Annotated in this window: 17 protein-coding genes; 10 read left to right on the forward strand and 7 right to left on the reverse strand. The window is 71.4% G+C overall.

The annotated features are described in order from the left end of the window. Positions 1-5 precede the first annotated feature (5 nt). Genes ACFWGP_RS10535 through ACFWGP_RS10565 form a run of 7 tightly spaced genes read right to left on the reverse strand, consistent with a single transcriptional unit; the run spans position 6 to position 6,188 of the window. Positions 6-530 carry a 3-hydroxyanthranilate 3,4-dioxygenase gene (locus ACFWGP_RS10535; protein WP_231428683.1) on the reverse strand — a complete coding sequence of 175 codons (525 nt, stop codon included), beginning with the start codon at positions 528-530 and terminating at the stop codon, positions 6-8. Then, positions 527-991 carry a RidA family protein gene (locus ACFWGP_RS10540; protein ID WP_376930875.1) on the reverse strand — a complete coding sequence of 155 codons (465 nt, stop codon included), beginning with the start codon at positions 989-991 and terminating at the stop codon, positions 527-529. Before ACFWGP_RS10540 ends, ACFWGP_RS10535 begins: the two co-directional genes overlap by 4 nt. Next, a complete protein-coding gene (locus ACFWGP_RS10545) occupies positions 988-1,779 on the reverse strand; it encodes a 2-keto-4-pentenoate hydratase (RefSeq protein WP_376930876.1) in 792 nt (263 codons plus the stop codon). The genes ACFWGP_RS10540 and ACFWGP_RS10545 overlap by 4 nt, the downstream gene beginning before the upstream one ends. Then, complete coding sequence (gene dmpG, locus ACFWGP_RS10550; protein ID WP_376930877.1) at positions 1,776-2,843, reverse strand: 4-hydroxy-2-oxovalerate aldolase; 1,068 nt, start codon at positions 2,841-2,843, stop codon at positions 1,776-1,778. Before dmpG ends, ACFWGP_RS10545 begins: the two co-directional genes overlap by 4 nt. Next, a complete protein-coding gene (locus ACFWGP_RS10555; RefSeq protein ID WP_376930878.1) occupies positions 2,840-3,796 on the reverse strand; it encodes an acetaldehyde dehydrogenase (acetylating) in 957 nt (318 codons plus the stop codon). Before ACFWGP_RS10555 ends, dmpG begins: the two co-directional genes overlap by 4 nt. Beyond that, on the reverse strand, positions 3,793-4,683 hold the full coding sequence (locus tag ACFWGP_RS10560; RefSeq protein ID WP_376930879.1) for a 2-keto-4-pentenoate hydratase: 891 nt from the start codon (positions 4,681-4,683) through the stop codon (positions 3,793-3,795). Before ACFWGP_RS10560 ends, ACFWGP_RS10555 begins: the two co-directional genes overlap by 4 nt. Continuing rightward, positions 4,680-6,188 carry a 2-hydroxymuconic semialdehyde dehydrogenase gene (locus ACFWGP_RS10565; protein ID WP_376930880.1) on the reverse strand — a complete coding sequence of 503 codons (1,509 nt, stop codon included), beginning with the start codon at positions 6,186-6,188 and terminating at the stop codon, positions 4,680-4,682. The genes ACFWGP_RS10560 and ACFWGP_RS10565 overlap by 4 nt, the downstream gene beginning before the upstream one ends. 83 nt (positions 6,189-6,271) lie before the next feature. Between ACFWGP_RS10565 and ACFWGP_RS10570 the strand changes: the two genes are divergently transcribed. The 10 genes from ACFWGP_RS10570 to ACFWGP_RS10615 all read left to right on the forward strand — a co-directional run bounded on the left by ACFWGP_RS10570 (position 6,272) and on the right by ACFWGP_RS10615 (position 20,970). Continuing rightward, complete coding sequence (locus ACFWGP_RS10570) at positions 6,272-7,222, forward strand: LysR substrate-binding domain-containing protein (protein ID WP_275506225.1); 951 nt, start codon at positions 6,272-6,274, stop codon at positions 7,220-7,222. 140 nt (positions 7,223-7,362) lie between these two features. Then, positions 7,363-8,988 carry an LVIVD repeat-containing protein gene (locus ACFWGP_RS10575; RefSeq protein ID WP_231428676.1) on the forward strand — a complete coding sequence of 542 codons (1,626 nt, stop codon included), beginning with the start codon at positions 7,363-7,365 and terminating at the stop codon, positions 8,986-8,988. Positions 8,989-9,038: 50 nt separating this feature from the next. Further along, on the forward strand, positions 9,039-10,586 hold the full coding sequence (locus tag ACFWGP_RS10580; protein WP_376930881.1) for a DHA2 family efflux MFS transporter permease subunit: 1,548 nt from the start codon (positions 9,039-9,041) through the stop codon (positions 10,584-10,586). A 76-nt stretch (positions 10,587-10,662) separates the two neighbouring features. Then, positions 10,663-11,805 (forward strand): ABC transporter ATP-binding protein, encoded by a 1,143-nt coding sequence (locus ACFWGP_RS10585; RefSeq protein WP_231428674.1) that lies wholly within the window; start codon positions 10,663-10,665, stop codon positions 11,803-11,805. Positions 11,806-11,863: 58 nt separating this feature from the next. Then, positions 11,864-13,030, forward strand: a complete 1,167-nt coding sequence (locus ACFWGP_RS10590; RefSeq protein ID WP_376930882.1) for a hypothetical protein — start codon at positions 11,864-11,866, stop codon at positions 13,028-13,030. 4 nt (positions 13,031-13,034) lie between these two features. Next, positions 13,035-14,933 carry an ABC transporter permease gene (locus ACFWGP_RS10595; RefSeq protein WP_376930883.1) on the forward strand — a complete coding sequence of 633 codons (1,899 nt, stop codon included), beginning with the start codon at positions 13,035-13,037 and terminating at the stop codon, positions 14,931-14,933. Positions 14,934-15,246: 313 nt separating this feature from the next. Further along, positions 15,247-16,605, forward strand: coding sequence for a 4-aminobutyrate--2-oxoglutarate transaminase (gabT, locus tag ACFWGP_RS10600; RefSeq protein WP_231428671.1), 1,359 nt, complete (start codon positions 15,247-15,249; stop codon positions 16,603-16,605). After that, positions 16,602-17,903, forward strand: coding sequence for a Glu/Leu/Phe/Val dehydrogenase (locus tag ACFWGP_RS10605; RefSeq protein ID WP_275506231.1), 1,302 nt, complete (start codon positions 16,602-16,604; stop codon positions 17,901-17,903). The genes gabT and ACFWGP_RS10605 overlap by 4 nt, the downstream gene beginning before the upstream one ends. Before the next feature lie 47 nt (positions 17,904-17,950). Continuing rightward, positions 17,951-19,420: an NAD-dependent succinate-semialdehyde dehydrogenase gene (locus ACFWGP_RS10610; protein WP_231428669.1), complete on the forward strand. Its 1,470-nt coding sequence runs from the start codon at positions 17,951-17,953 to the stop codon at positions 19,418-19,420. Positions 19,421-19,608: 188 nt separating this feature from the next. After that, on the forward strand, positions 19,609-20,970 hold the full coding sequence (locus ACFWGP_RS10615) for an NAD(P)/FAD-dependent oxidoreductase (RefSeq protein WP_231428668.1): 1,362 nt from the start codon (positions 19,609-19,611) through the stop codon (positions 20,968-20,970). The last annotated feature ends 40 nt before the right edge of the window (positions 20,971-21,010 follow it).

Genomic DNA, 21,010 nt, shown 5'->3' on the forward strand with positions numbered 1-21,010 from the left:
CGGGTTCAGCCCTTGCCGGGGTGGACGGTGCCGCACTTCGGGCACGTCCGACCCTCTTCGCTCTCGTAGAACTCGCGGAAGACGGGCGGCAGGTCCTCGACGATGTCGCGCACCTGCAGCTCGACCTCGTGCACCTTCTCGTTGCAGTTCGGGCAGAACCAGGCGAACTTCTCGAGGGTGCCCTCCTCGCGGATGCGCTCGATGACGATGCCGATCGAGCCGGCCTCGGGGCGCTGGGGCGAGTGGTACACGTTGCCGGGCAGCAGCCACATCTCGCCCTCGCGGATGTCGATGCGCTGCGGGCCGTCCTCGGTCTGGATGTTGACGTGCATGTTGCCCCGGTACTGGTAGAACCACTCCTCGTACGGGTCGAAGTGGAAGTCGGTGCGCTGGTTCGGGCCGCCGACGACCTGCACGATGAAGTCGTTCATCGGGATGAACGCCTGCTTGTTGTTCACCGGGGGCTGGAGCAGGTGCTCGTGCTCCTTGATCCACGCGGCGAAATCGATGACGGGTGGGATGGTGCTCATTGGTTCTCCTCCTCGAGAGTTGTGGCGCTGGGGTCGTGGGATGCGTCGGGGCGTCGCGCGATCGCCTGGATCTCGATGCGCAGGTGCGGGTGCGGCAGCTGGTGCACGGCGACGGTCGTGCGGGCGGGCCCGCGCTCGTCGAAGTACTCGGCCCAGACCGCGTTGTAGCCGGCGAAGTCGTTCATGTCGACGAGGTAGCTCGTCGCCTGCACGAGGTCGTCGAGCGTGCAGCCCGCCTCGGACAGGATCTCGCGGATGTTCTCGATGACGGCGCGCGTCTGCACGGCGATGTCGAGCCGCGTCGCGCCGAACTCGTCGGCCTCCGCGCCCGCGATCGTGTTGTCGGGGCGCCTGCTCGAGGTGCCCGACACGAACACGAGGTCGCCCGAGACCCGGGCGTGCGGGAACCGGCCGCGCGGCGTCGCCTTGCCGGTGACGAGGAGGCCTCGGGCGTCGGTCATCGCGCACCCCCGTCGCCGTTCGCGCGCACCGAGACCTCGCCGAGCCCGGCGACGTGCGCCGTGACGACGCCGCGGGCCGGCAGCGGCACCGCGACGGTCGCCGCCCCCGCGAGCAGCACCATGCCGGCGCGCAGCGCGAAGCCGTGCCGGCGGGCGAGACGGAGCGCGGCGTCGAGCGCCCGCACCGGGTCGCCGAGGATCGCGGCGGTCGAGCCGGCCTGCGACAGCCGGCCGTCGATCTCGAGTCGGACGGCCCGGTTGTCGAGCGGCCCGACCGCCTCGGGCGACCGCCACGGTCCGATCGCGAACGCCGCGGCCGAGGCGTTGTCGGCCACGACGTCGTCGAGGCTGAACGTGAAGTCGCGGTAGCGCGAGTCGATGACCTCGAGCGCGGGCGCGACCCCGGCGACGGCGCCGACCGCGTCGGACGCGGCGAGCGCGGGGTCGTCGAGGTCGTCGCCGAGCAGGTAGGCGACCTCGGGTTCGATGCGGGGGTGGATCGCCGTCGAGACGTCGAACACCCCGCCGTTCTCGAGTCGCATGGCGTCGGTGACGGTGCCGATGATGACGTCGTCGACGCCCATCTGCTGCGCCTTGGCGCGCGAGGTGAAGCCGAGCTTCAAGCCCGCGATGCGCTCGCCGCGGGCGACCCGGCGGGCGAGGAGGGCGTGCTGGGTCGCGTAGGCGGCGTCGAGGCCGATCGCCGCGTCGGCGGCGAGCTGGGTCGTCGGCGATGCGGTGCGCTGGGCGCGGTCGAGGGCCGCCGCGAAGGCCGAGGCGGCGGTCACGCCGCACCTCCGGCGGCCGGGGACCGCGCCTCGACGAGGTCGAGCGCGACGTCGACGATCATGTCCTCCTGGCCGCCGACCATGCGGCGGCTGCCGAGTTCGACGAGGATGTCGCGGGCGTCGAGCCCGTGCCGCTCGGCGGCCCGCTCGGCATGCAGGAGGAAGCTCGAGTACACGCCCGCGTAGCCGAGCGCGAGGGTCTCGCGGTCGACCCGGACGGGCCGGCGCTGGAGGGGACGGACGAGTTCCTCCGCGGCATCCTGCAGGGCGAACAGGTCGCAGCCGTGCTCGAAGCCGACGAGGTCGGCGACGGCGACGAACGCCTCGATGGGGCAGTTGCCGGCGCCCGCGCCCTGCCCCGCGAGCGAGGCGTCGACGCGGAAGGCGCCGTGCTCGACGGCGGTCACGCTGTTCGCGACGCTGAGCGAGAGGTTCTCGTGCGCGTGGATGCCGATCTGGGTCTCGGGGGCGAGCACCTCGCGGTACGCGTCGACCCGGTCGGCGACATCCCGCATCGTGAGCCGCCCGCCGGAGTCGGTGACGTAGACGCAGTGGGCGCCGTACGACTCCATGAGCCGGGCCTGCTCGGCGAGGCCGCGCGGGTCGTTCATGTGGCTCATCATGAGGAAGCCCGAGACGTCCATGCCGTGCTCGCGCGCCCAGCCGATGTGCTGCGCGGCGACGTCGGCCTCGGTGCAGTGGGTGGCGACGCGCACGCTCGCGACGCCGAGGTCGCGGGCACGGGCGAGGTCGTCGATCGTGCCGATGCCGGGCAGGATCAGCGTCGTGAGCTTCGCACGCTCGAGCACCGAGGCGGCCGCCTCGATCCACTGCCAGTCGGTGTGCGCGCCCTGGCCGTAGGCGACGCTCGAACCGCCGAGGCCGTCGCCGTGGGCGACCTCGATCGCGTCGACGCCCGCGGCCTCGAGGGCGCGTGAGATGTCGCGGACCTGGTCGAGCGTGTAGCGGTGGGCCATGGCGTGCATGCCGTCGCGCAGGGTGACGTCCTGCACGTAGACCTTCGGGCCGTCGGGGGATGTCGCGTCGGGGGTGATCTCGGTCATGCGCTCGCTCCCTGCGGTTCGGCGGTCGCGCGTTCGGCGACGAGGCGCTCGGCGGTGCGCAGCGCCGCCGAGGTCATGATGTCGAGGTTGCCCGCGTACTCGGGAAGGTAGTGGCCGGCTCCGGCGACCTCGAGCAGGACGGTCACGCGCGTGCCGCGGAACGGCCGGTCGAGCGCGGGCACGTAGGGCTCGTCGACCGGGTCGAACTGCACCCGCTGCTTGAGCCGGTAGCCGCCGACGTAGCCCTGCACGTCGGCGACCATCGCGTCGACCGAGGCGCGCACGGCGGCCTCGTCGAGCGGGGCCCCGTCGTCGTGCTCGACGAGGCAGTAGACCGTGTCGCGCATGATGAGCGGCGGCTCGGCCGGGTTCAGCACGATGATCGCCTTGCCGCGCTCGGCGCCGCCGATGACCTCGAGGGCGCGTGCCGTGGTCTGCGTGAACTCGTCGATGTTCGCGCGCGTGCCGGGGCCCGCCGAGCGCGATGAGATCGAGGCGACGATCTCGGCGTAGGCGACGGGCGCGACGCGCGAGACCGCCGCCACCATCGGCACCGTCGCCTGGCCGCCGCACGTCACCATGTTGACGTTCGTCGCGCCGAGGTGCTCGCCGAGGTTCACGACGGGCACGACGTAGGGGCCGATCGCGGCGGGGGTGAGGTCGACCATGACGCGGCCGGCGTCGCGGACCAGCGCGTCGTTCCGGGCGTGCGCGCCCGCACTCGTCGCGTCGAAGACGAGCTCGACGTCCTCGAACTCGGGCATGGCGACGAGGCCGTCGACGCCCTCGTGCGTCGTCGCGACGCCCAGCCGGCGCGCGCGGGCGAGCCCGTCGGAGTCGGGGTCGATGCCGGCCATCGCGACGACCCGCAGGGTCGACGAGAGGCGCTTGACCTTGATGAGCAGGTCGGTGCCGATGTTGCCGGATCCGATGATGGCGACGCCGGTCGTCATGCCGCGGCTCCTTCCGTGGTCGTGATGAAGTCGGCCCGCACCTCGCCGAGGCCGTCGAGCCGGGCGTGGAACACGCCCTCGGCGGCGGCGACCATCGGGCCGAGGGCGCCCGAGAGGATGACCTCGCCCGCACGGAGCGGCCGGCCGTGCCGCGCGACGGCACGGGCGAGCCACGCGACGGCGATCACCGGGTTGCCGAGGCACGCGGCACCCGACCCGGTCGACACGGGTTCGCCGCCGTGGTCGAGCCGCATGCCCACCCCCGCGATGTCGAGCCCGTCGAGGCGGTGCGGGGTGGTGCCGAGCACGACCGCCCCGCTCGAGGCGTTGTCGGCGATCGTGTCGGTGATGCGGATGTCCCAGCCCGCGATGCGGGAGTCGACGATCTCGATCGCGGGCAGCACGAACTCGGTCGCGCGGATCACGTCGGCGACGTGCGCCGTGGGGGAGTCGAGGTCGCGGCCGAGCACGAACGCGACCTCGGCCTCGGCGCGGGGCTGCAGGAAGCGGCCGAGGTCGATCGGCTCGCGGTCGGCGAAGACCATGTCGTCGAGCAGCACCCCGTAGTCGGGCGTGTAGACGCCGAACTGCGCCTGCACGGCGGGCGAGGTGAGCCCGATCTTGCGGCCGACGATGCGGCGGCCCTCGGCGAGGCGCCGCTCGACGCCGAGCGACTGCACGGCGTAGGCCGCGCGCTCGTCGGTCTCGCCGATGAGCTCGCGCACGGGGGCGCACGCCACGCCGGTGCGGGCGGCGGCGCGCAGCCGTTCGTCGGCGTCGCGCCACGAGGCATCCGCGTTCGAGGCCCCGATCGTCGAGCTCGTCGCGCCCGAGGCATCCGTCACCTCGTGCTCGCCAGGCCAGGCCGGCGTCGCCTGCCCGCTCACAGCTGCACGCACACGTTCGTCGGCTCGGTGTAGAACTCGAGCGAGTGGCGGCCGCCCTCGCGGCCGACGCCCGAGAGCCCGACGCCGCCGAAGGGGCTGCGCAGGTCGCGCAGGTACCAGGTGTTCACCCACGACATGCCGACGCGCATGCGCTGCGCGACGCGGTGGCCGCGGGTGAGGTCGCTCGTCCAGGTGACGGCCGCGAGCCCGTAGTCGGTGTCGTTCGCGAGCGCGATCGCCTCCTCCTCGGTGTCGAAGGGCACGAGCGCGGTGACCGGTCCGAAGACCTCCTCGCGCATCGTGCGGTGCGAGTTGTCGAGCCCTGTCCACAGGGTCGGCTCGATCCACGAGCCGCCGTCGAGGCCGTCGCCGAGGGTCGGCACGCCGCCGCCCGCGAGCACCGTCGCGCCCTCCTCGCGGGCGAGCTCGAAGTAGCCGAGCACCTTGTCTCGGTGCGCCTGCGAGATGAGCGGGCCGGTCGTCGTCGCCGGGTCCTCGGGGCGACCGAGCCGCAGGCGCGACGCCTGCTCGGCGAGCCCGGCCGCGACGTCGGCGAAGATCGAGCGCTCGACGTAGATGCGCTCGGTGCAGAGGCAGACCTGGCCCGTGTTGAGGTAGGTCGAGCGGGCGAGTCCGGCGATCGCGGCATCGAGGTCGGCGTCGGCGAAGACGACGGCGGCGTTCTTGCCGCCGAGCTCGAACGAGACCGGCCGCACCCGCGGGGCGACCGCTCGCATGATCGCCGACCCGGTCGACGACTCGCCCGTGAACGTGACCCCGTCGATGCCGGGATGCCTCGTCAGCAGTTCGCCCGCCGAGCGGGTGCCGAATCCGTGCACGACGTTCACGACGCCGGCGGGCACGCCCGCCTCCACGAGGATCTCGGCGAGGAGCGTGGCCGACGAGGGCGTCTCCTCGGAGGGCTTCACGACGACGGTGTTGCCCGCGGCGAGGGCGGGGGCGAGCTTCCACGTCAGCAGCAGCAGCGGCAGGTTCCACGGCACGATCACCGCGACGACGCCGAGCGGCTTGCGCACGGCGTAGTTCAGCGCGCGGCGCCCGTCGGGCATCTCGGTGAGGTACGAGTCGAGGCCGGCCGACGAGACCGTGTCGGCCGCGGCGCGGAAGTTCGCCGACGCCCGGGCGACGTCGAGGTCGCGGGCGAGGGTCTCGGGCTTGCCGGTGTCGCCGACCTCGGCCGCGACGAGCTCGTCGGCCCGGCGGTCGATGACGTCGGCGACCCGGCGCAGCAGGCGGGTGCGGTCGGCGACCGTCATGCGTCCCCACGGACCCTCGAGCGCGGCCCTCGCCGCGGCGACCGCACGGTCGACCTCGTCGGCGCCCGCCTCGTGCACGATCGCGACGAGCGAGCCGTCGACCGGGTTCGTCTTGTCGAAGCCGCGCACGCCGTCGACGGGTTCGCCCCCGATGAAGTTGCGGAGCCGGTTCGGGGCGGGCGGGGCGGCGGTCGCCGTCACCGCCGACGTCGTCGTCTGCGTTGGCATGGCTTCAGGCTAGGAAGGCGGAGGGATGCCGACAAATACTCTCTTGCTGCACTGCCATGCCCTTTCGGCTATAGTCCTGCGGCATGGCCACCGATCGACTCCTGGACGGCCGGCTCAAGATCCGGCATCTCGTGCTCGTCACCACCATCGCCGACGAGGGCACGCTCGTGCGCGCCGCCGAGGCGCTGCACATCACCCAGCCCGTCGTGACCCGCGGGCTCCGCGAGGCCGAGGAGATCCTCGGGGTGCCGTTGTTCGAGCGGTTGCCGCGGGGTGTGACGCCGACCGAGTACGGCCGTCCGTTCATCGAGCGCGCCAGGTCGGTGCTCGCCGAGCTCCGCGTCGCGGGCGAGGAGGTGCGGCTGCTGCAGTCGGGCCAGCTCGGCACCGTGACGGTCGGCACGCACCTCGCGGGCTCGAACCTGCTGCTGCCGAGGGCGATCGCCGGGCTCAAGCGGGAGCACCCGCGACTCACCGTCGTCGTGCGCGAGGGCACGCCCGACACCCTGCAGCAGCTGCTGCTCGCGGGCGACCTCGACCTCACCGTCGGCCGGCTCTCGTCGAGCGTGCCGGTCAGGCTCGAGCAGGAGCGGCTGCACCAGGAGCCGATCCGGCTCGTCGCGAGGGCGGGGCATCCCGTGCACCATCGTTCGACCGCGCTCGCCGACCTCGTCGCGTACCCGTGGATCTTCCCCGTCGCCCAGACGGCGCTGCGCGCCGAGCTCGAGGCCGTGTTCTTCCACGAGGGGCTGCCGCTGCCCGCCGACCGCGTCGAGTGCACCTCGATGCTGACGCTGCGGAACCTGCTCGTGACGACCGACGTCATCGCGGCGCTGCCGATGTTCATCGCGGTCGACGACAAGGAGCTGCGCCTCCTGCCGACGGCGCTGAGCTCGATCCGGCGGTCCGTCGGGGTCACGATGCCGAAGGACCGCGCGCCGTCGGCCGCCGCGGCGGCGCTGCTCGCCCACCTGCGGGAGGAGGGTGCCCGGCTCGCCGAGTTCGAGCGCGAGCACGCGCACTCCGCGGGTTGATGAACGCTGGGCGATATGCCCGATTGGTCATGGCTCCGAGCCGTATTGATATTGGACAGCATCGCTGGATCGGATGACGCTGAATCTACGGCGCCCCCGCGTCGTCACGATCCCACTCACCTGCTGCCAATGGAGGCGACATGGCCGGCTCTCCCTACGTTCCCGACGCGAAGAAGTACCGCCCCGAGGACTTCGAGCGGGTGGCCGGCGAGCCGGCGGACCCCGACCCCGCGAGCTGGGGCATGCAGCCCGACGGCACCTTCCTGCCGCCGGCCTCGACCCCCTCGGTCCCGCGCGACGTGTTCGTCGACTGGCCCGGCCAGCTCGACTACCGCGACCCCGAGACCTACGCCCTCAACGCGCAGGCCGAGGCGTTCTACCCGATCGTCGTCAACACGAGCCACTCGTGGCAATGCATCTACGACGTCGACGGCACCCGGTACATGCTGCACTACGGCGGCGGCAACCACTGGAAGCTCTACGACATCACTGACCCGCGCGACCTGAAGATCGTCGACGAGGAGCAGTGGGGCTGGACCGACCCCCGCCCGCAGTTCGGCGCGACCACCGTGCAGTGGAACGAGCAGCTCGGCAAGCACATTGCCATCCAGGCCAGCGAGACCCCGCGCTACTTCCTCAAGGGGCGCGTCGCCAACAAGTGGACCGACGACACCGTCGAGGGGCAGCTGCTGGAGTGGGAGGGCCTGCGCGGCTTCCGCACCTGGGAGATGAACGGGCCGAGCCCGCGCGACTGGACGCTGCTCACCGAGATCTCGACGGACCCGAACCACGGGCCGGACGAGATCCAGGAGGGCAACGGCGTACTCGACCTGCCCGTCTACTACGGCGACAAGTACCTCTTCGTCGCGACGGCCCCCGACAACACCTTCACGAACCAGCCGTACAGGACGACGCTGTGGGCCGCCGGCCACGCCGCCTACGACGTCTCCGACCCGGCGAACCCCGAGCTGCTCTCGCAGTGGTGGGTGCCCGGCACCCGCGCGGGTGAGGAGGACGACTCCGAGGTCCTCGCCGGCAACGACCGGTGGAACAACAAGACGAGCTGGTTCGGCTCGCGCATGGGCGTGTTCATGCCGCGCTCGGTCGAGTCGGGCTGGAAGTACGGCTACGCCGCCCAGGGCGGCCAGGGCTTCTTCGTGCTCGACGTCTCGGACCCGGCGAACATCCACCACGTCGGATGGTGCGAGCTGCCCACGAGCGTCGCCGGCACGGAGGGCGACAACGTCGACACGACGCAGGTCGAGGAGACCGGCTACGTCTACGTCTCGGGCTACCCGATGAACACCGACTGCTACGAGCCGGCGAAGGAGATCTACCAGGTCGACGTCAGCGACCCGACCAACCCGCGGGTCGTGCGCACCCTGCCCCGGCCGCTTCCGCCGGCCGAGGCCGCCTTCACCGACTGGGCGCAGCGCCGAGGGTCGTTCGGGCCGAAGCGCTCGGGCTACTTCACGAACACCGGCACCCCGCACGGCGGCGTGATCCCCTACGCGTTCTACGCGGCGGGGCTGCAGATCTTCGACGTCCGCGACCCCGAGGACCCGAAGGTCGGCGCCTACTTCGTGCCGCCGATGGGCCTCAAGGACGACGACGACCTCGCAGCGCCGGTGCACGGCATCTTCGTCGAGTGGGACCGCAACCTGATCTGGCTCTTCGCGAACCACGGCATCTACGCCGTGTCGACGCCCCTGCTGGGCGAGCCCGTCACCGGCCTGCCCGACGCGGGCGCCGCCGCCGCGAGCTAGTCGGCTCAGAGACATCCCCCTGTGAGAGCCGACCCGTGCGAAAGCCGACCATGAACCAGACCGCCAGGCCGTGGCCCGCCCTGTGGGCGCTCGTCATCGGGTTCTTCATGATCCTCGTCGACACGACGATCGTGTCGATCGCGAACCCGGCGATCCTCGAGGACCTCGACGCCGACCTGACCTCGGTGATCTGGGTGACGAGCGCGTACCTGCTCGCCTACGCCGTTCCGCTGCTGATCACGGGCCGCCTCGGCGACCGGTTCGGCCCCAAGCGGGTCTACCTCGTGGGGCTGGTCGTGTTCACGCTCGCCTCGCTGTGGTGCGGGCTCTCGGGCGAGATCGCGCTGCTGATCGCGGCGCGCGCCCTGCAGGGATTCGGCGCCGCCCTCATGACCCCGCAGACGATGGCCGTGATCACGCGCGTCTTCCCGCCCCGGCAGCGCGGCGCGGCGATGGGCCTCTGGGGCTCGGTCGCGGGGGTCGCGACGCTCGTCGGCCCGGTCCTCGGCGGCGTGCTCGTCGACTCCCTCGGCTGGCAGTGGGTGTTCTTCGTCAACGTGCCGGTCGGCATCGTCGCCTTCGTCGCCGCGTGGCGACTCGTGCCCGACCTCGAGACGCGGGCGCACCGCTTCGACTGGCTGGGCGTCGTGCTGAGCGCCGTCGGCATGTTCCTCGTCGTCTTCGGCATCCAGGAGGGGCAGACGTACGACTGGGGCACGATCGCGGGCCCGGTCACCGTGTGGGGCATGATCGTCGCCGGCGTCGTGGTGCTCGCCGGGTTCGTGGTCTGGCAGGCGTTCAACCGGGCCGAGCCGCTGCTGCCGCTCGGGCTCTTCCGCGACCGCAACTTCTCGCTCTCGAACGTCGCGATCTCGCTCGTCGGGCTCGCGATGACGGCCATGCCGCTGCCGCTCGCGTTCTACTTCCAGGTGGCGCGCGGGCTCACGCCGACGCAGGCGGCGCTCATGCTCATCCCGATGGCCGTGATCTCGGGCGTGCTCGCGCCGCTCGTCGGCCGGCTCAGCGATCGGGTGGACCCGAAGTGGGTGTCGCTCGCCGGGCTCTCGACGTCGGCGCTCGCGCTGTCCTGGTACAGCGCCCTCATGGGCCCGGATGTCTCGCTCTGGCTGCTGCTCCTGCCGTCGGCCGTGCTCGGGCTCGGCATCTCGGGGGTCTTCGCCCCGCTCGCGTCGACGGCGACCCGCAACCTGCCGCGCGACCAGGCGGGTGCCGGGTCCGGCGTGTACACGATGACCCGCCAGGTCGGGTCGGTGCTCGGCTCGGCCGCGATCGCCGCGCTCATGAGCCTCACGCTCGCGGCGCAGCTGCCGGGCTTCGACGCCGAGGCGGCCCGGGCGGGCGGGGGAGCGCTGCCGGCCGGGCTCGCGGGCGGGTTCTCGGCCGCGATGTCGCAGTCGCTGCTGCTCGCGGTCGCCGGGTTCGTGGTGTGCGCCGGGGTCGTGGCGTTCTTCGCGAAGCCGAAGGTCACCGTCGGATGGGGCGAGCGAACGTCGGCGTCGCAGTCGGCGACATCGGCGACCACGACGGCCGCGACATCCGGCAGCACCGCCGTCTCGACCTCGGGCGCCGAGCACTGATGGCCGTCGCAACGCCTCGCCGAGGCATCCGCACCGTTCTTCTGGATCCTGAATACGAAACCGAAGGAGGCCGTCAGTGACGACGCCGCACCCCACGACCGCAGCAGACGGAGGCGGACGCCTGATCGTCGACGGCCTCGAGAAGCACTACTCGCTCGACGGTGCCGACGTGCCCGTCGTCAAGGGCGTGACCTTCACGATCGAGCCCGGCACGTTCACGTCGCTGCTCGGCCCCTCGGGCTGCGGCAAGACGACCACGCTGCGGTGCGTCGCCGGGCTCGAGACGAGCAACGGCGGAACCATCTCGCTCGACGGCAGGGTGCTCTCGACCGCGTCGTCGCACGTCTCGCCCGACAAGCGCGACGTCGGCATGGTCTTCCAGAACTACGCGATCTGGCCGCACATGAGCGTCTTCGCCAACGCGGTGTTCCCGCTGCAGGTGTCGGGCAGCCGGCTGCCGAAGCAGGAGGCGAGGAAGCGCGCGATGGAGGCGCTCGAGCTCGTGCAGCTCGACGGCTACGCGCACCGGCCCGCGACCGCCCTCTCGGGCGGGCAGCAGCAGCGCCTCGCGCTCGCCCGCGCGCTCGCCCACCGGCCCAAGCTGCTGCTGCTCGACGAGCCGCTCTCGAACCTCGACGCGAAGCTCCGCGACACCATGCGCAACGAGCTGCGCCGGCTGCAGCAGCAGCTCGGCATCACCGCGCTCTACGTCACGCACGACCAGTCGGAGGCGCTGTCGATGTCGGACCGGGTCGCGGTCATGAACGGGGGCCGCATCGTGCAGGAGGCGACGCCGCGCGAGCTCTACTACCAGCCGGCCGACCGCTTCGTCGCCGACTTCGTGGGACGGGTCAACATGATCCCTGCGGTCGTGCAGGGGCGCGACGCGAACGGCGACGCGATCGTCTCGGCGTTCGGCACGAAGCTCGTGACCCCCTGCCCGGCCGAGCTCGGCACGGGCAGCGAGGTCACCGTCACCTTCCGGCCCGAGAGCGTGCGCTGGCACGAGACCGCGCCCGACCGGCCGAACGTGCTGCCCGCCAGGGTCGTGCGCGTCGAGTTCCTCGGCGAGATCGTCGAGGTCGAAGTCGAGGTGCTCGACGGGCGGGCCGTCGCCGGCACGCTCGTCGCGCGCGGCGCGCCCCTCGACTCGCCCGCGAACGGGAGCTCGGTGTTCATCGAGCTCGCGCCCCCGGCGTGCCGCGTGCTCGCCGACTAGGAGTTCCACCCGATTCACCCCACCCACCGAGATCCACGTCAGAGAGGACATCCGGATCATGAGAACACCCACAGCACGAGGCGGACTCATCGCCCTCGCCGCGACCGGCATGCTGCTGCTCAGCTCGTGCAGCACGCCGTCGTCGACCCCCCAGGCCATCGAGCCCTCCGGCGACGCCGCGAAGGCCGGCGCGTGCGAGTCGGTCGAGGTCGGCCCCGTCACCCGCTGCGAGAACTTCTACGACGACATCTGGCCCGCGATCGACGAGCAGATGGACGCGCTCTACGAGCAGGCGAAGGAGACCGACGGGGGTCGCCTCGTCATCTGGGACTGGTACGAGCTCTCGCCCGAGGTCATCGCGGAGTTCAACAAGAAGTACCCCGACCTCACGATCGAGACGCAGGGCCTCACCTACAACCTGTCGTCGGCGATCATCTCGGCGAAGGCCACCGGCGCGCGCAACACCGACGTCATCTCGGGGTCGATCGTCTCGTCGGCCGCGATGACCGACGAAGGCTACTGGGCCGACGTGGACTGGACGAAGTTCGGCGTGCCCGAGGAGTTCCTGACGCTCGGCTCGACCGGCATGCTGCCCGACAGCATCAACGGCTCGCTCATGCAGGTCAACATCGACAAGGTCGAGGCGCCGCCCACGCTCGAGGGCCTGCTCGCCCCGGAGTACGAGGGCAAGGTCTCGGTCGCGAGCTACAACGCGAACGTGTTCTCGGGCGTCGGCATGGCCGACGGCGAAGACGCGATGGTCGACCTCATCGACGAGCTGAAGTCGTCGGGCACCCTGCAGGTGCTCGAAGACCAGGACTCGCCGCTCTCGAACGGCGACGTGCCGATCGCGCTCGGTCAGACCCTCTTCAACCCGAACCCGAGCCTCACGGTGCAGCCCTACGAGGACGGACCCGTCTTCGCGCAGTTCTCGGGCGTGAACGTCGACGCGAAGAACCAGGCCGGTGCGATGCTCTGGGTGCTCTGGAACGCGTACAACCCCGACTGGCTGCACCTGCGCATGACCGACGAGCAGTTCTCGACGACGCAGGTGCCCTACGCGGGCCTGCCGTCGACGGTCTTCGACGAGGCGACCGGCCTCATGAAGACGAACGCCGACGCACTGCTCGAGGGACTCGACGGCACGACGAACATCGAGTCGCCCGACAACCGCGACGAGTGGATCGCGATGATCAACGCCGCCGACGCGGCACTGAACGGGTAAGGACATGTCGACGGCAGGACGGACCACGGAGGTCGGGCGCACCCGGCCGACCGGAATGAAGATCGCGACGGTCATCGCGGGAGCGGTGATCTTCCTCCTCCTCGCGATCCCGCTGGCCGTGCAGGTGATCACGGCGTTCCGCGGTCCGTTCCTGCCGTTCGGCGTGTCGACGGCGAAGTGGTCGGCCGACAACTTCGTCACCCTGTGGGAGCTGCGCGAGGACTTCTGGGCCGTGCTCGGCTCGACCGCCGTCTTCGTCGGCGGCTCGACGATCATCTCGCTGCTGCTGGCCTTCGGCCTCGCCTGGGTGACGGTGCGCACGGACGTGCCGTTCCGGCGGGTGATCTCGGTGCTCGTCGTCGTGCCGTTCATCATCCCGCCCATCGTGAAGGCGCAGGCGTACCAGCTGATGCTCTCGCCCGAGTCGGGCGTGCTGAACCAGCTGCTGCGGCTGCTGCCGGGCGACCTCGTCATCGACCCGTACTCGTTCGCGACGATGACCGTCGTGCAGTCGCTCACGAACGTGACGTTCCCGTTCCTCATGATCGTGCCGATCCTCACGTCGATGGACGGCTCGCTCGAGGAGTCGGCGCGGGTCTCGGGAGCGTCGTGGGGCCAGACCCTCAGGCGCGTCACCCTGCCGATGCTCTGGCCGGGCCTGCTCGGCGTCGCGGTGCTGACCGGAATCCTCGGCCTCGGCAGCCTCGAGATCCCGCTGCTGTTCGGCCAGGAGGCGGGCAAGAACATCTTCGCCCTCAAGCTCTGGAACCTCATCAGCGCGGGTGCCGGCGAGCTGCCGCAGTACGGACTCGCCGCGGCATGGGGCTGCGTGTTCCTCGTCCTCACGACGATCGCCTTCGTGATCTACCTCCGCGCCACCCGCAGTGCCGAACGGCGCGCCTCGATCTCGGGCAAGGGCTTCCGGCCGACGATCATGAAGCTCGGCGCGTGGAAGGTCCCGGTGCTCGTCGCCGTCTTCGTCTTCGTGCTGCTCACCGCGATCCTGCCGATGTTCGCGCTGCTCTGGTCGGCGATCACGCCGTACCCGATCGCGTTCTCGTTCGAGGCGCTCGCGTCGCAGACGCAGTGGGGCGCCTTCGGCGAGGTGCTCGCCGACCCCGAGTTCTGGGCGTCGCTCGGCCGCACGCTCCTCATCGCGGGCGCGAGCGCCACGATCGCGTGCGTCGCCGCGACCGTGCTCGCCTACGGCATCGCGCGGGGCCGTCGCACCGGCTGGTCGAAGGGCATGGACCTCTTCGCCTCGTCGTCGGTCGCGATCCCGGCGGTCATCGCGGGCTTTGCGATGTTCCTCACCTTCCTCGTGATCAACCCGGTGATCCCGCTGGCCGGCACCATCGTGGCGCTCGTGATCGCCTATTCGTACCGGGTCTCGATCGCGTACCGCTCGGGCTACAGCGCGACCCTGCAGATCCGCAAGGAGCTCGAGGAGGCCGCGCTCGTGAGCGGCGCGAGCCCGCTCGAGGGCTTCCGCCGGGTGGTCGTGCCGCTGCTGCTGCCGACGGTCTTCGCGGTGTGGATCCAGATGTTCATCCTCGGCACCAACGAGTTCACGCTGCCGGCGTTCCTCGCGACGCCCGAGTCGCGTCCGCTCTCGGTCTACATGTACGCCATGATCAGCCCGCGGTCGGCGCAGCTCTACCAACCCGACCAGGGCGCGGCGATGGCGCTCATCTTCACGCTGCTCGTGTTCGCGATCGGCTACGGACTGCAGTGGGCGGTGTCGCTGCGGGCGATCGGGCGCGCCCGGCGTCGCCTGACGATCCCCGGCCTCGGCACGCGCGCCACCGCGGCGGTGCCGAACGACCCGCCGGCGCCCGCGACCCGCGCGGTCGCCGCGCAGGGGCTCGAGGAGCAGCGCGAGCTCGCCTCCGTCGCCGAGTAGCGAGGCGTTCGCCGCCCAGTCGAGAGTGCCCTCCCCGCCCGTCAACGGGCTGCGAGGGCACGTTCGGCGAGGCCCCGGACGAGTGTGCAGGAGCTTTCGGGGGCGCGGCGGCGTGTCGGGGCTCGGCGCGCCGCACGGCGCCCGGAAGTTCCTGCATTCCGGATTCAGGCGGATGCCTCTGCGTGAGGTCGCTCACTTGTACGTCGTGGCGAAGAAGGTGCCCCTGACCGTACACCGCGGCCCTGAGGCATCCACGGCTCTCGACCTAGCATCGACGCATCACGCCACCGTCGTCACTTGCATCGGAGCAGACATGACCCTCGTCGACACCCCGGCCACCACGACCGGAGGCCCCGCCCTCACCCAGGAGCGCCGCCTCGTCACCGCCATCCCCGGACCCCGCTCGCAGGAGCTGATGAACCGCAAGGCCGCGGCCGTCGCCGCGGGCGTGGGCCACACCCTGCCGATCTCGGTCGTCGCCGCGGGCGGCGGCGTCGTCGTCGACGCCGACGGCAACTCGCTCATCGACCTCGGCTCGGGCATCGCCGTGACCGGCGTCGGCAACTCGGCCCCCCGCGTCGTCGAGGCCGTGAGCGCGCAGCTGGGCGCCTTCACGCACACCTGCTTCACCGTCTCGCCGTACGAGGGCTACGTCGCCGTCGCCGAGAAGCTCAACGAGCTCACCCCCGGCGACCACGAGAAGCGCTCGGCCCTCTTCAACTCGGGCGCCGAGGCCGTCGAGAACGCGATCAAGATCGCGCGCCACTACACGAAGAAGCAGGCCGTCGTCGCCTTCGACCACGCCTACCACGGCCGCACGAACCTCACCATGGGGCTCACCGCGAAGAACATCCCGTACAAGAACGGCTTCGGCCCGTTCGCCCCCGAGGTGTACCGCGCCCCGCTCAGCTACCCCTTCCGCGACGGCGGCCTCGACGGCCGAGAGGCCGCGGCCCGCGCGATCACCATGATCGAGAAGCAGATCGGCGCCGAGAACCTCGCCGCGATCATCATCGAGCCCATCCAGGGCGAGGGCGGCTTCATCGTGCCCGCCGCCGGGTTCCTCCCCGCGCTCGTCGAGTGGGCGACGGCGAACGACGTCGTCTTCATCGCCGACGAGGTGCAGACGGGCTTCGCCCGCACCGGCGCCTGGTTCGCGAGCGAGCACGAGGGCATCGTGCCCGACGTCATCGTCACCGCCAAGGGCATCGCGGGCGGCCTGCCGCTCTCGGCCGTCACCGGCCGCGCCGAGATCATGGACTCTGCCATGGCGGGCGGCCTCGGCGGCACCTACGCCGGCTCGCCCATCGCCTGCGCCGCCGCACTCGCGACGATCGAGACCTACGAGCAGGACGGTCTCGTCGAGCGCGCGAAGGAGATCGGCTCGGTGCTCATCGGCCGCCTCAACGCGCTGCGCACGGCCGACCCGCGCATCGGCGACGTCCGCGGCCGCGGCGCGATGGTCGCGATCGAGCTCGTCGACCCCGCCACCGGCGCCCCCGACGCCGCGCTCACGAACAAGGTCGCGAAGTTCGCGCACGAGCAGGGCGTCATCCTGCTCACGTGCGGCACCTACGGCAACGTGATCCGCTTCCTGCCGCCGCTCACCATCTCCGACGAGCTGCTCGTCGAGGGCCTGGGCGTCGTGGCCGAGGGGCTCAAGCAGGCATGAGCACCTTGATCGACAGCGCCGTCGCCCACCCCGTCTCGCACGAGGCATCCGCCCCCATCGCGACGCCCCTCACCGACGCGCGCTCGCAGCTGGCCGAGGCCATCGCGCTGCTCGGGTTCTCGGAAGGCACCCACCAGATGCTCGCGACCCCGCGTCGCGAGCTCACGGTGAGCGTGCCGCTGCGCCGCGACTCGGGCGAGACCGTGCTCTTCACGGGCTACCGCGTGCAGCACAACTTCAGCCGCGGCCCCGCCAAGGGCGGCCTGCGCTACGCGCCGAACGTCGACATCGACGAGGTGCGCGCGCTCGCCATGTGGATGACCTGGAAGTGCGCCCTGCTCGACGTGCCGTACGGCGGCGCGAAGGGCGGCATCGCGATCGACCCCCGCGAGCACTCCAAGGCCGAGCTCGAGCGCGTGACCCGTCGCTACACGAGCGAGATCCTGCCGATCATCGGCCCGGAGCGCGACATCCCCGCGCCCGACATCGGAACCGACGAGCAGACGATGGCCTGGATCATGGACACCTACTCCGTGAACAGCGGCTACACGGTGCCCGGCATCGTGACCGGCAAGCCCATCGCGCTCGGCGGTTCCCAGGGGCGTGCGAGCGCGACCAGCCGTGGTGTCACGCACATCGCGCTCGCCGCCCTCCGTCACGCCGGCATCACGCCGTCGCAGGCGACCGGCGCCGTGCAGGGCTTCGGCAAGGTCGGCGCCGACGCGGCGCGCTTCCTCGCCGAGGCGGGCGTCAAGGTGCAGGCCGTGAGCGACCAGTACGGCGCGGTCTTCAACGCGGCCGGCCTCGACATCGAGGCGCTCAGCGCCCACGTGCGCGAGACCGGTGCGGTCGTCGGCTTCGCCGGCGCAGAGGAGCTCGACGGCTCGGCGCTGCTGCAGCTCGAGGTCGACCTGCTCGTGCCCGCCGCGGTCGAGGGCGTGCTGCACGAGAACAACGCCGCCGACGTCCGGGCGAAGGTCATCGTCGAGGGCGCCAACGGCCCCACCACCCCGGCGGCCGACCGCATCATGCGCGAGCGCGGCATCCTCGTCGTCCCCGACATCCTCGCGAACGCGGGCGGTGTCATCGTCTCGTACTTCGAGTGGGTGCAGGCCAACCAGGCGTACTGGTGGCGCGTCGACGAGGTCGAGGCCAGACTGGAGGAGCGGATGCTCAGCGCGTGGCAGCACGTGCTCGGCTACGCGACCTCGCGGGGCCTGTCGCTTCGCACCGCCGCCACCGCCCTCGCGGTCGAGCGCGTCGCCGAAGCGCACAAGCTGCGCGGCCTCTACCCCTGATCGATGCGTCGCCCACGCCACGCAATCATCGAACGGAAAGCACACACATGACGAACGCAACGCTCGAAGCCTCGGTGCTCGACAAGGTCGAGGCCCGGCTCTTCATCGGCGGCCAGTGGGTCGAGGCCGAGGGCGGCAAGACCCTCGCGGTCGCCGACCCGGCCACCGGTGAGACCATCAAGGAGATCGCCGACGCCTCGGTCGCCGACGGCAAGAAGGCCCTCGACGCGGCCGTCGCCGCGCAGGACGCGTGGGCGGCGACCGCCCCCCGCGAGCGCGGCGAACTGCTGCGCCGCGCCTTCGACCTGCTCCAGGAGCGCAAGGAGGAGTTCGCGCTCCTCATGACGCTCGAGATGGGCAAGCCGCTCGCCGAGGCGCGCGGCGAGGTCGCCTACGGCGGCGAGTTCCTCCGCTGGTTCAGCGAGGAGGCCGTGCGCATCTCGGGCCGCTACGGCCTGAACCCCGAGGGCACCGGTCGCATGATCGTCTCGCAGCGCCCGGTCGGACCGTCGTTCTTCATCACGCCGTGGAACTTCCCGCTCGCGATGGCGACCCGCAAGATCGCGCCCGCGCTCGCGGCCGGCTGCACCGTCGTGATCAAGCCCCCGGCACTCACGCCGCTCACGACCATCGCGTTCGTGCAACTGCTCGAAGAGGTCGGCCTGCCGGCCGGCGTCGTCAACGTCATCGCGACGTCGACCTCGTCGAAGGTCTCGGGCCCGATCATCGCCGACCCGCGCCTGCGCAAGCTCTCCTTCACGGGGTCGACCGAGGTCGGCCGCAGCCTCATGAAGGAGGCCGCCCAGGGCATCCTCCGCACCTCGATGGAGCTCGGCGGCAACGCGCCGTTCGTCGTCTTCGAGGACGCCGACCTCGACAAGGCGGTCGACGGCGCGATGCTCGCGAAGTTCCGCAACATCGGCCAGGCCTGCACCGCGGCGAACCGCTTCATCGTGCACGAGTCGGTCGCCGCCGAGTTCTCGAAGCGCGTCGCCGAGCGCGTGGCCGCCTTCAAGGTCGGCCGCGGCACCGAGGACGGCGTGGGCATCGGCCCGCTCATCGACGACAAGGCGGTCGCCTCGACCGACGAGCTCGTCCAGGACGCGGTCGGCAAGGGCGCGAAGGTCCTCACCGGCGGCACCGTCATCGACGGTGCGGGCTCGTTCTACGCGCCCACCGTGCTCGGCGACGTGTCGGCCGACGCGCGACTGCTGCGCGAGGAGATCTTCGGGCCGGTGCTCGGCATCACGACGTTCTCGACCGAGGACGAGGCGGTGCACCTCGCCAACAACACCGAGTACGGCCTCGTCTCCTACGTGTTCACGCAGGACCTCGCACGCGGCCACCGCATGATCGACCGCCTGGCGACCGGCATGATGGGCCTCAACACGGGCCTCGTGTCGAACGCGGCCGCCCCCTTCGGCGGCATCAAGCAGTCGGGCATCGGCCGCGAGGGCGGCCTCGAGGGCATCCACGAGTACCTCGACACGAAGTACACGCTCATCCCGGTGGGCTGAGCGACGCGGGCGGATGCCGCGGCCTCGCGCTGCGGCATCCGCCTTCGTATTTTCCTCACTTTTCAGCGACGTGTGTGGGAAGGTGGGCGTAGCCGCGCCCGGAAACGGGCGTCTCCGCCCTGCGTGCCCGCACCTCCTTCTGAACAGCGATCACAGCGCGAGTCTCGCGCGAGCAAGAAAGAAGCATCATGGAACGCATCGATACCGACGTGGTCATCGTGGGCGCCGGCGCGGCCGGCCTCACCGCCGCGAACAGGCTCAAGGACGCCGGCGAGTCGGTCGTCGTGCTCGAGGCCCGCGATCGCATCGGCGGCCGCCTCTGGACCGACGACATCGACGGCGCCATGCTCGAGATCGGCGGCCAGTGGGTCTCGCCCGACCAGGACGCCCTGATCGAGACGATCGAGGAGCTCGGCCTCGAGACCTACTCGCGCTACCGCGAGGGTGAGAACGTCTACATCGCGGAGGACGGCGAGCGCCGCCTCTTCGAGGGCGAGATCTTCCCCGTGCCGGCGAAGACCGAGGGCGAGATCGTCGGCCTCATCGAGAAGCTCGACGAGCTCGTCGCCGAGATCGACCCCGACGCCCCGTGGGCGCACCCGCGCGCCAAGGAGCTCGACGAGGTCTCGTTCGCCGAGTGGCTCGGCACCCAGACCGACGACGAGGAGGCGAAGCTCAACATCGGCATGTTCATCGCCGGTGCGATGCTCACGAAGCCCGCGCACGCGTTCTCCGCGCTCCAGGCCCTCCTCATGGCCGCCTCGGCCGGCTCGTTCTCGCACCTCGTCGACGCCGACTTCATCCTCGACCAGCGCGTCGTGGGCGGCCTGCAGCAGGTGCCGATCGGCCTCGCCGCGAAGCTCGGCGACCGGGTTCGCCTGAACCAGGCCGTGCGCACGCTGCGCTGGAACCCCGAGCACCCCGACCAGGGCGTCGTCGCCGTGACCGACTCGCTCGAGGTGCACGCGAAGCGCGTCATCCTCGCCGTGCCGCCGATCCTCTACAGCCGCATCTCGTACGAGCCGCCGCTGCCCCGTCGCCAGCACCAGCTGCACCAGCACATCTCGATGGGCTTCGTCATCAAGGTGCACGCCGTCTACGACCGCCCGTTCTGGCGCGAGCAGGGCCTGTCGGGCACCGCGTTCAGCCCCTACGAGCTGTGCCACGAGGCGTACGACAACACGAACCACGGCGACCCCCGCGGCACGCTCGTCGGCTTCGTCTCCGACGAGGAGGCCGACGCCGTGTTCAAGCTCGGCGCCGACGAGCGCAAGGCCGCGATCCTCGAGTCGCTGTCGCACTACTACGGCCCAGAGGCCCTGAACCCCGTCGTCTACTACGAGAGCGACTGGGGCAGCGAGGAGTGGACCCGCGGCGCCTACGCGGCGAGCTTCGACATGGGCGGTCTCGCCCGCTACGGCGCCGACCTCCGCAAGAACGTCGGGCCGATCCACTTCGCGTGCTCCGACCTGGCCGGCAAGGGCTACCAGCACGTCGACGGCGCGATCCGCATGGGCCGCCTCGTCGCCGAGCAGATCCTCGCGGCCTGAGCGCCGAGCCGTCCCGTGCTCCGGGGCCGCGAGGCCCCGG

Source organism: Agromyces sp. NPDC127015, assembly GCF_042725165.1.
Lineage (GTDB): Bacteria > Actinomycetota > Actinomycetes > Actinomycetales > Microbacteriaceae > Agromyces > Agromyces chromiiresistens.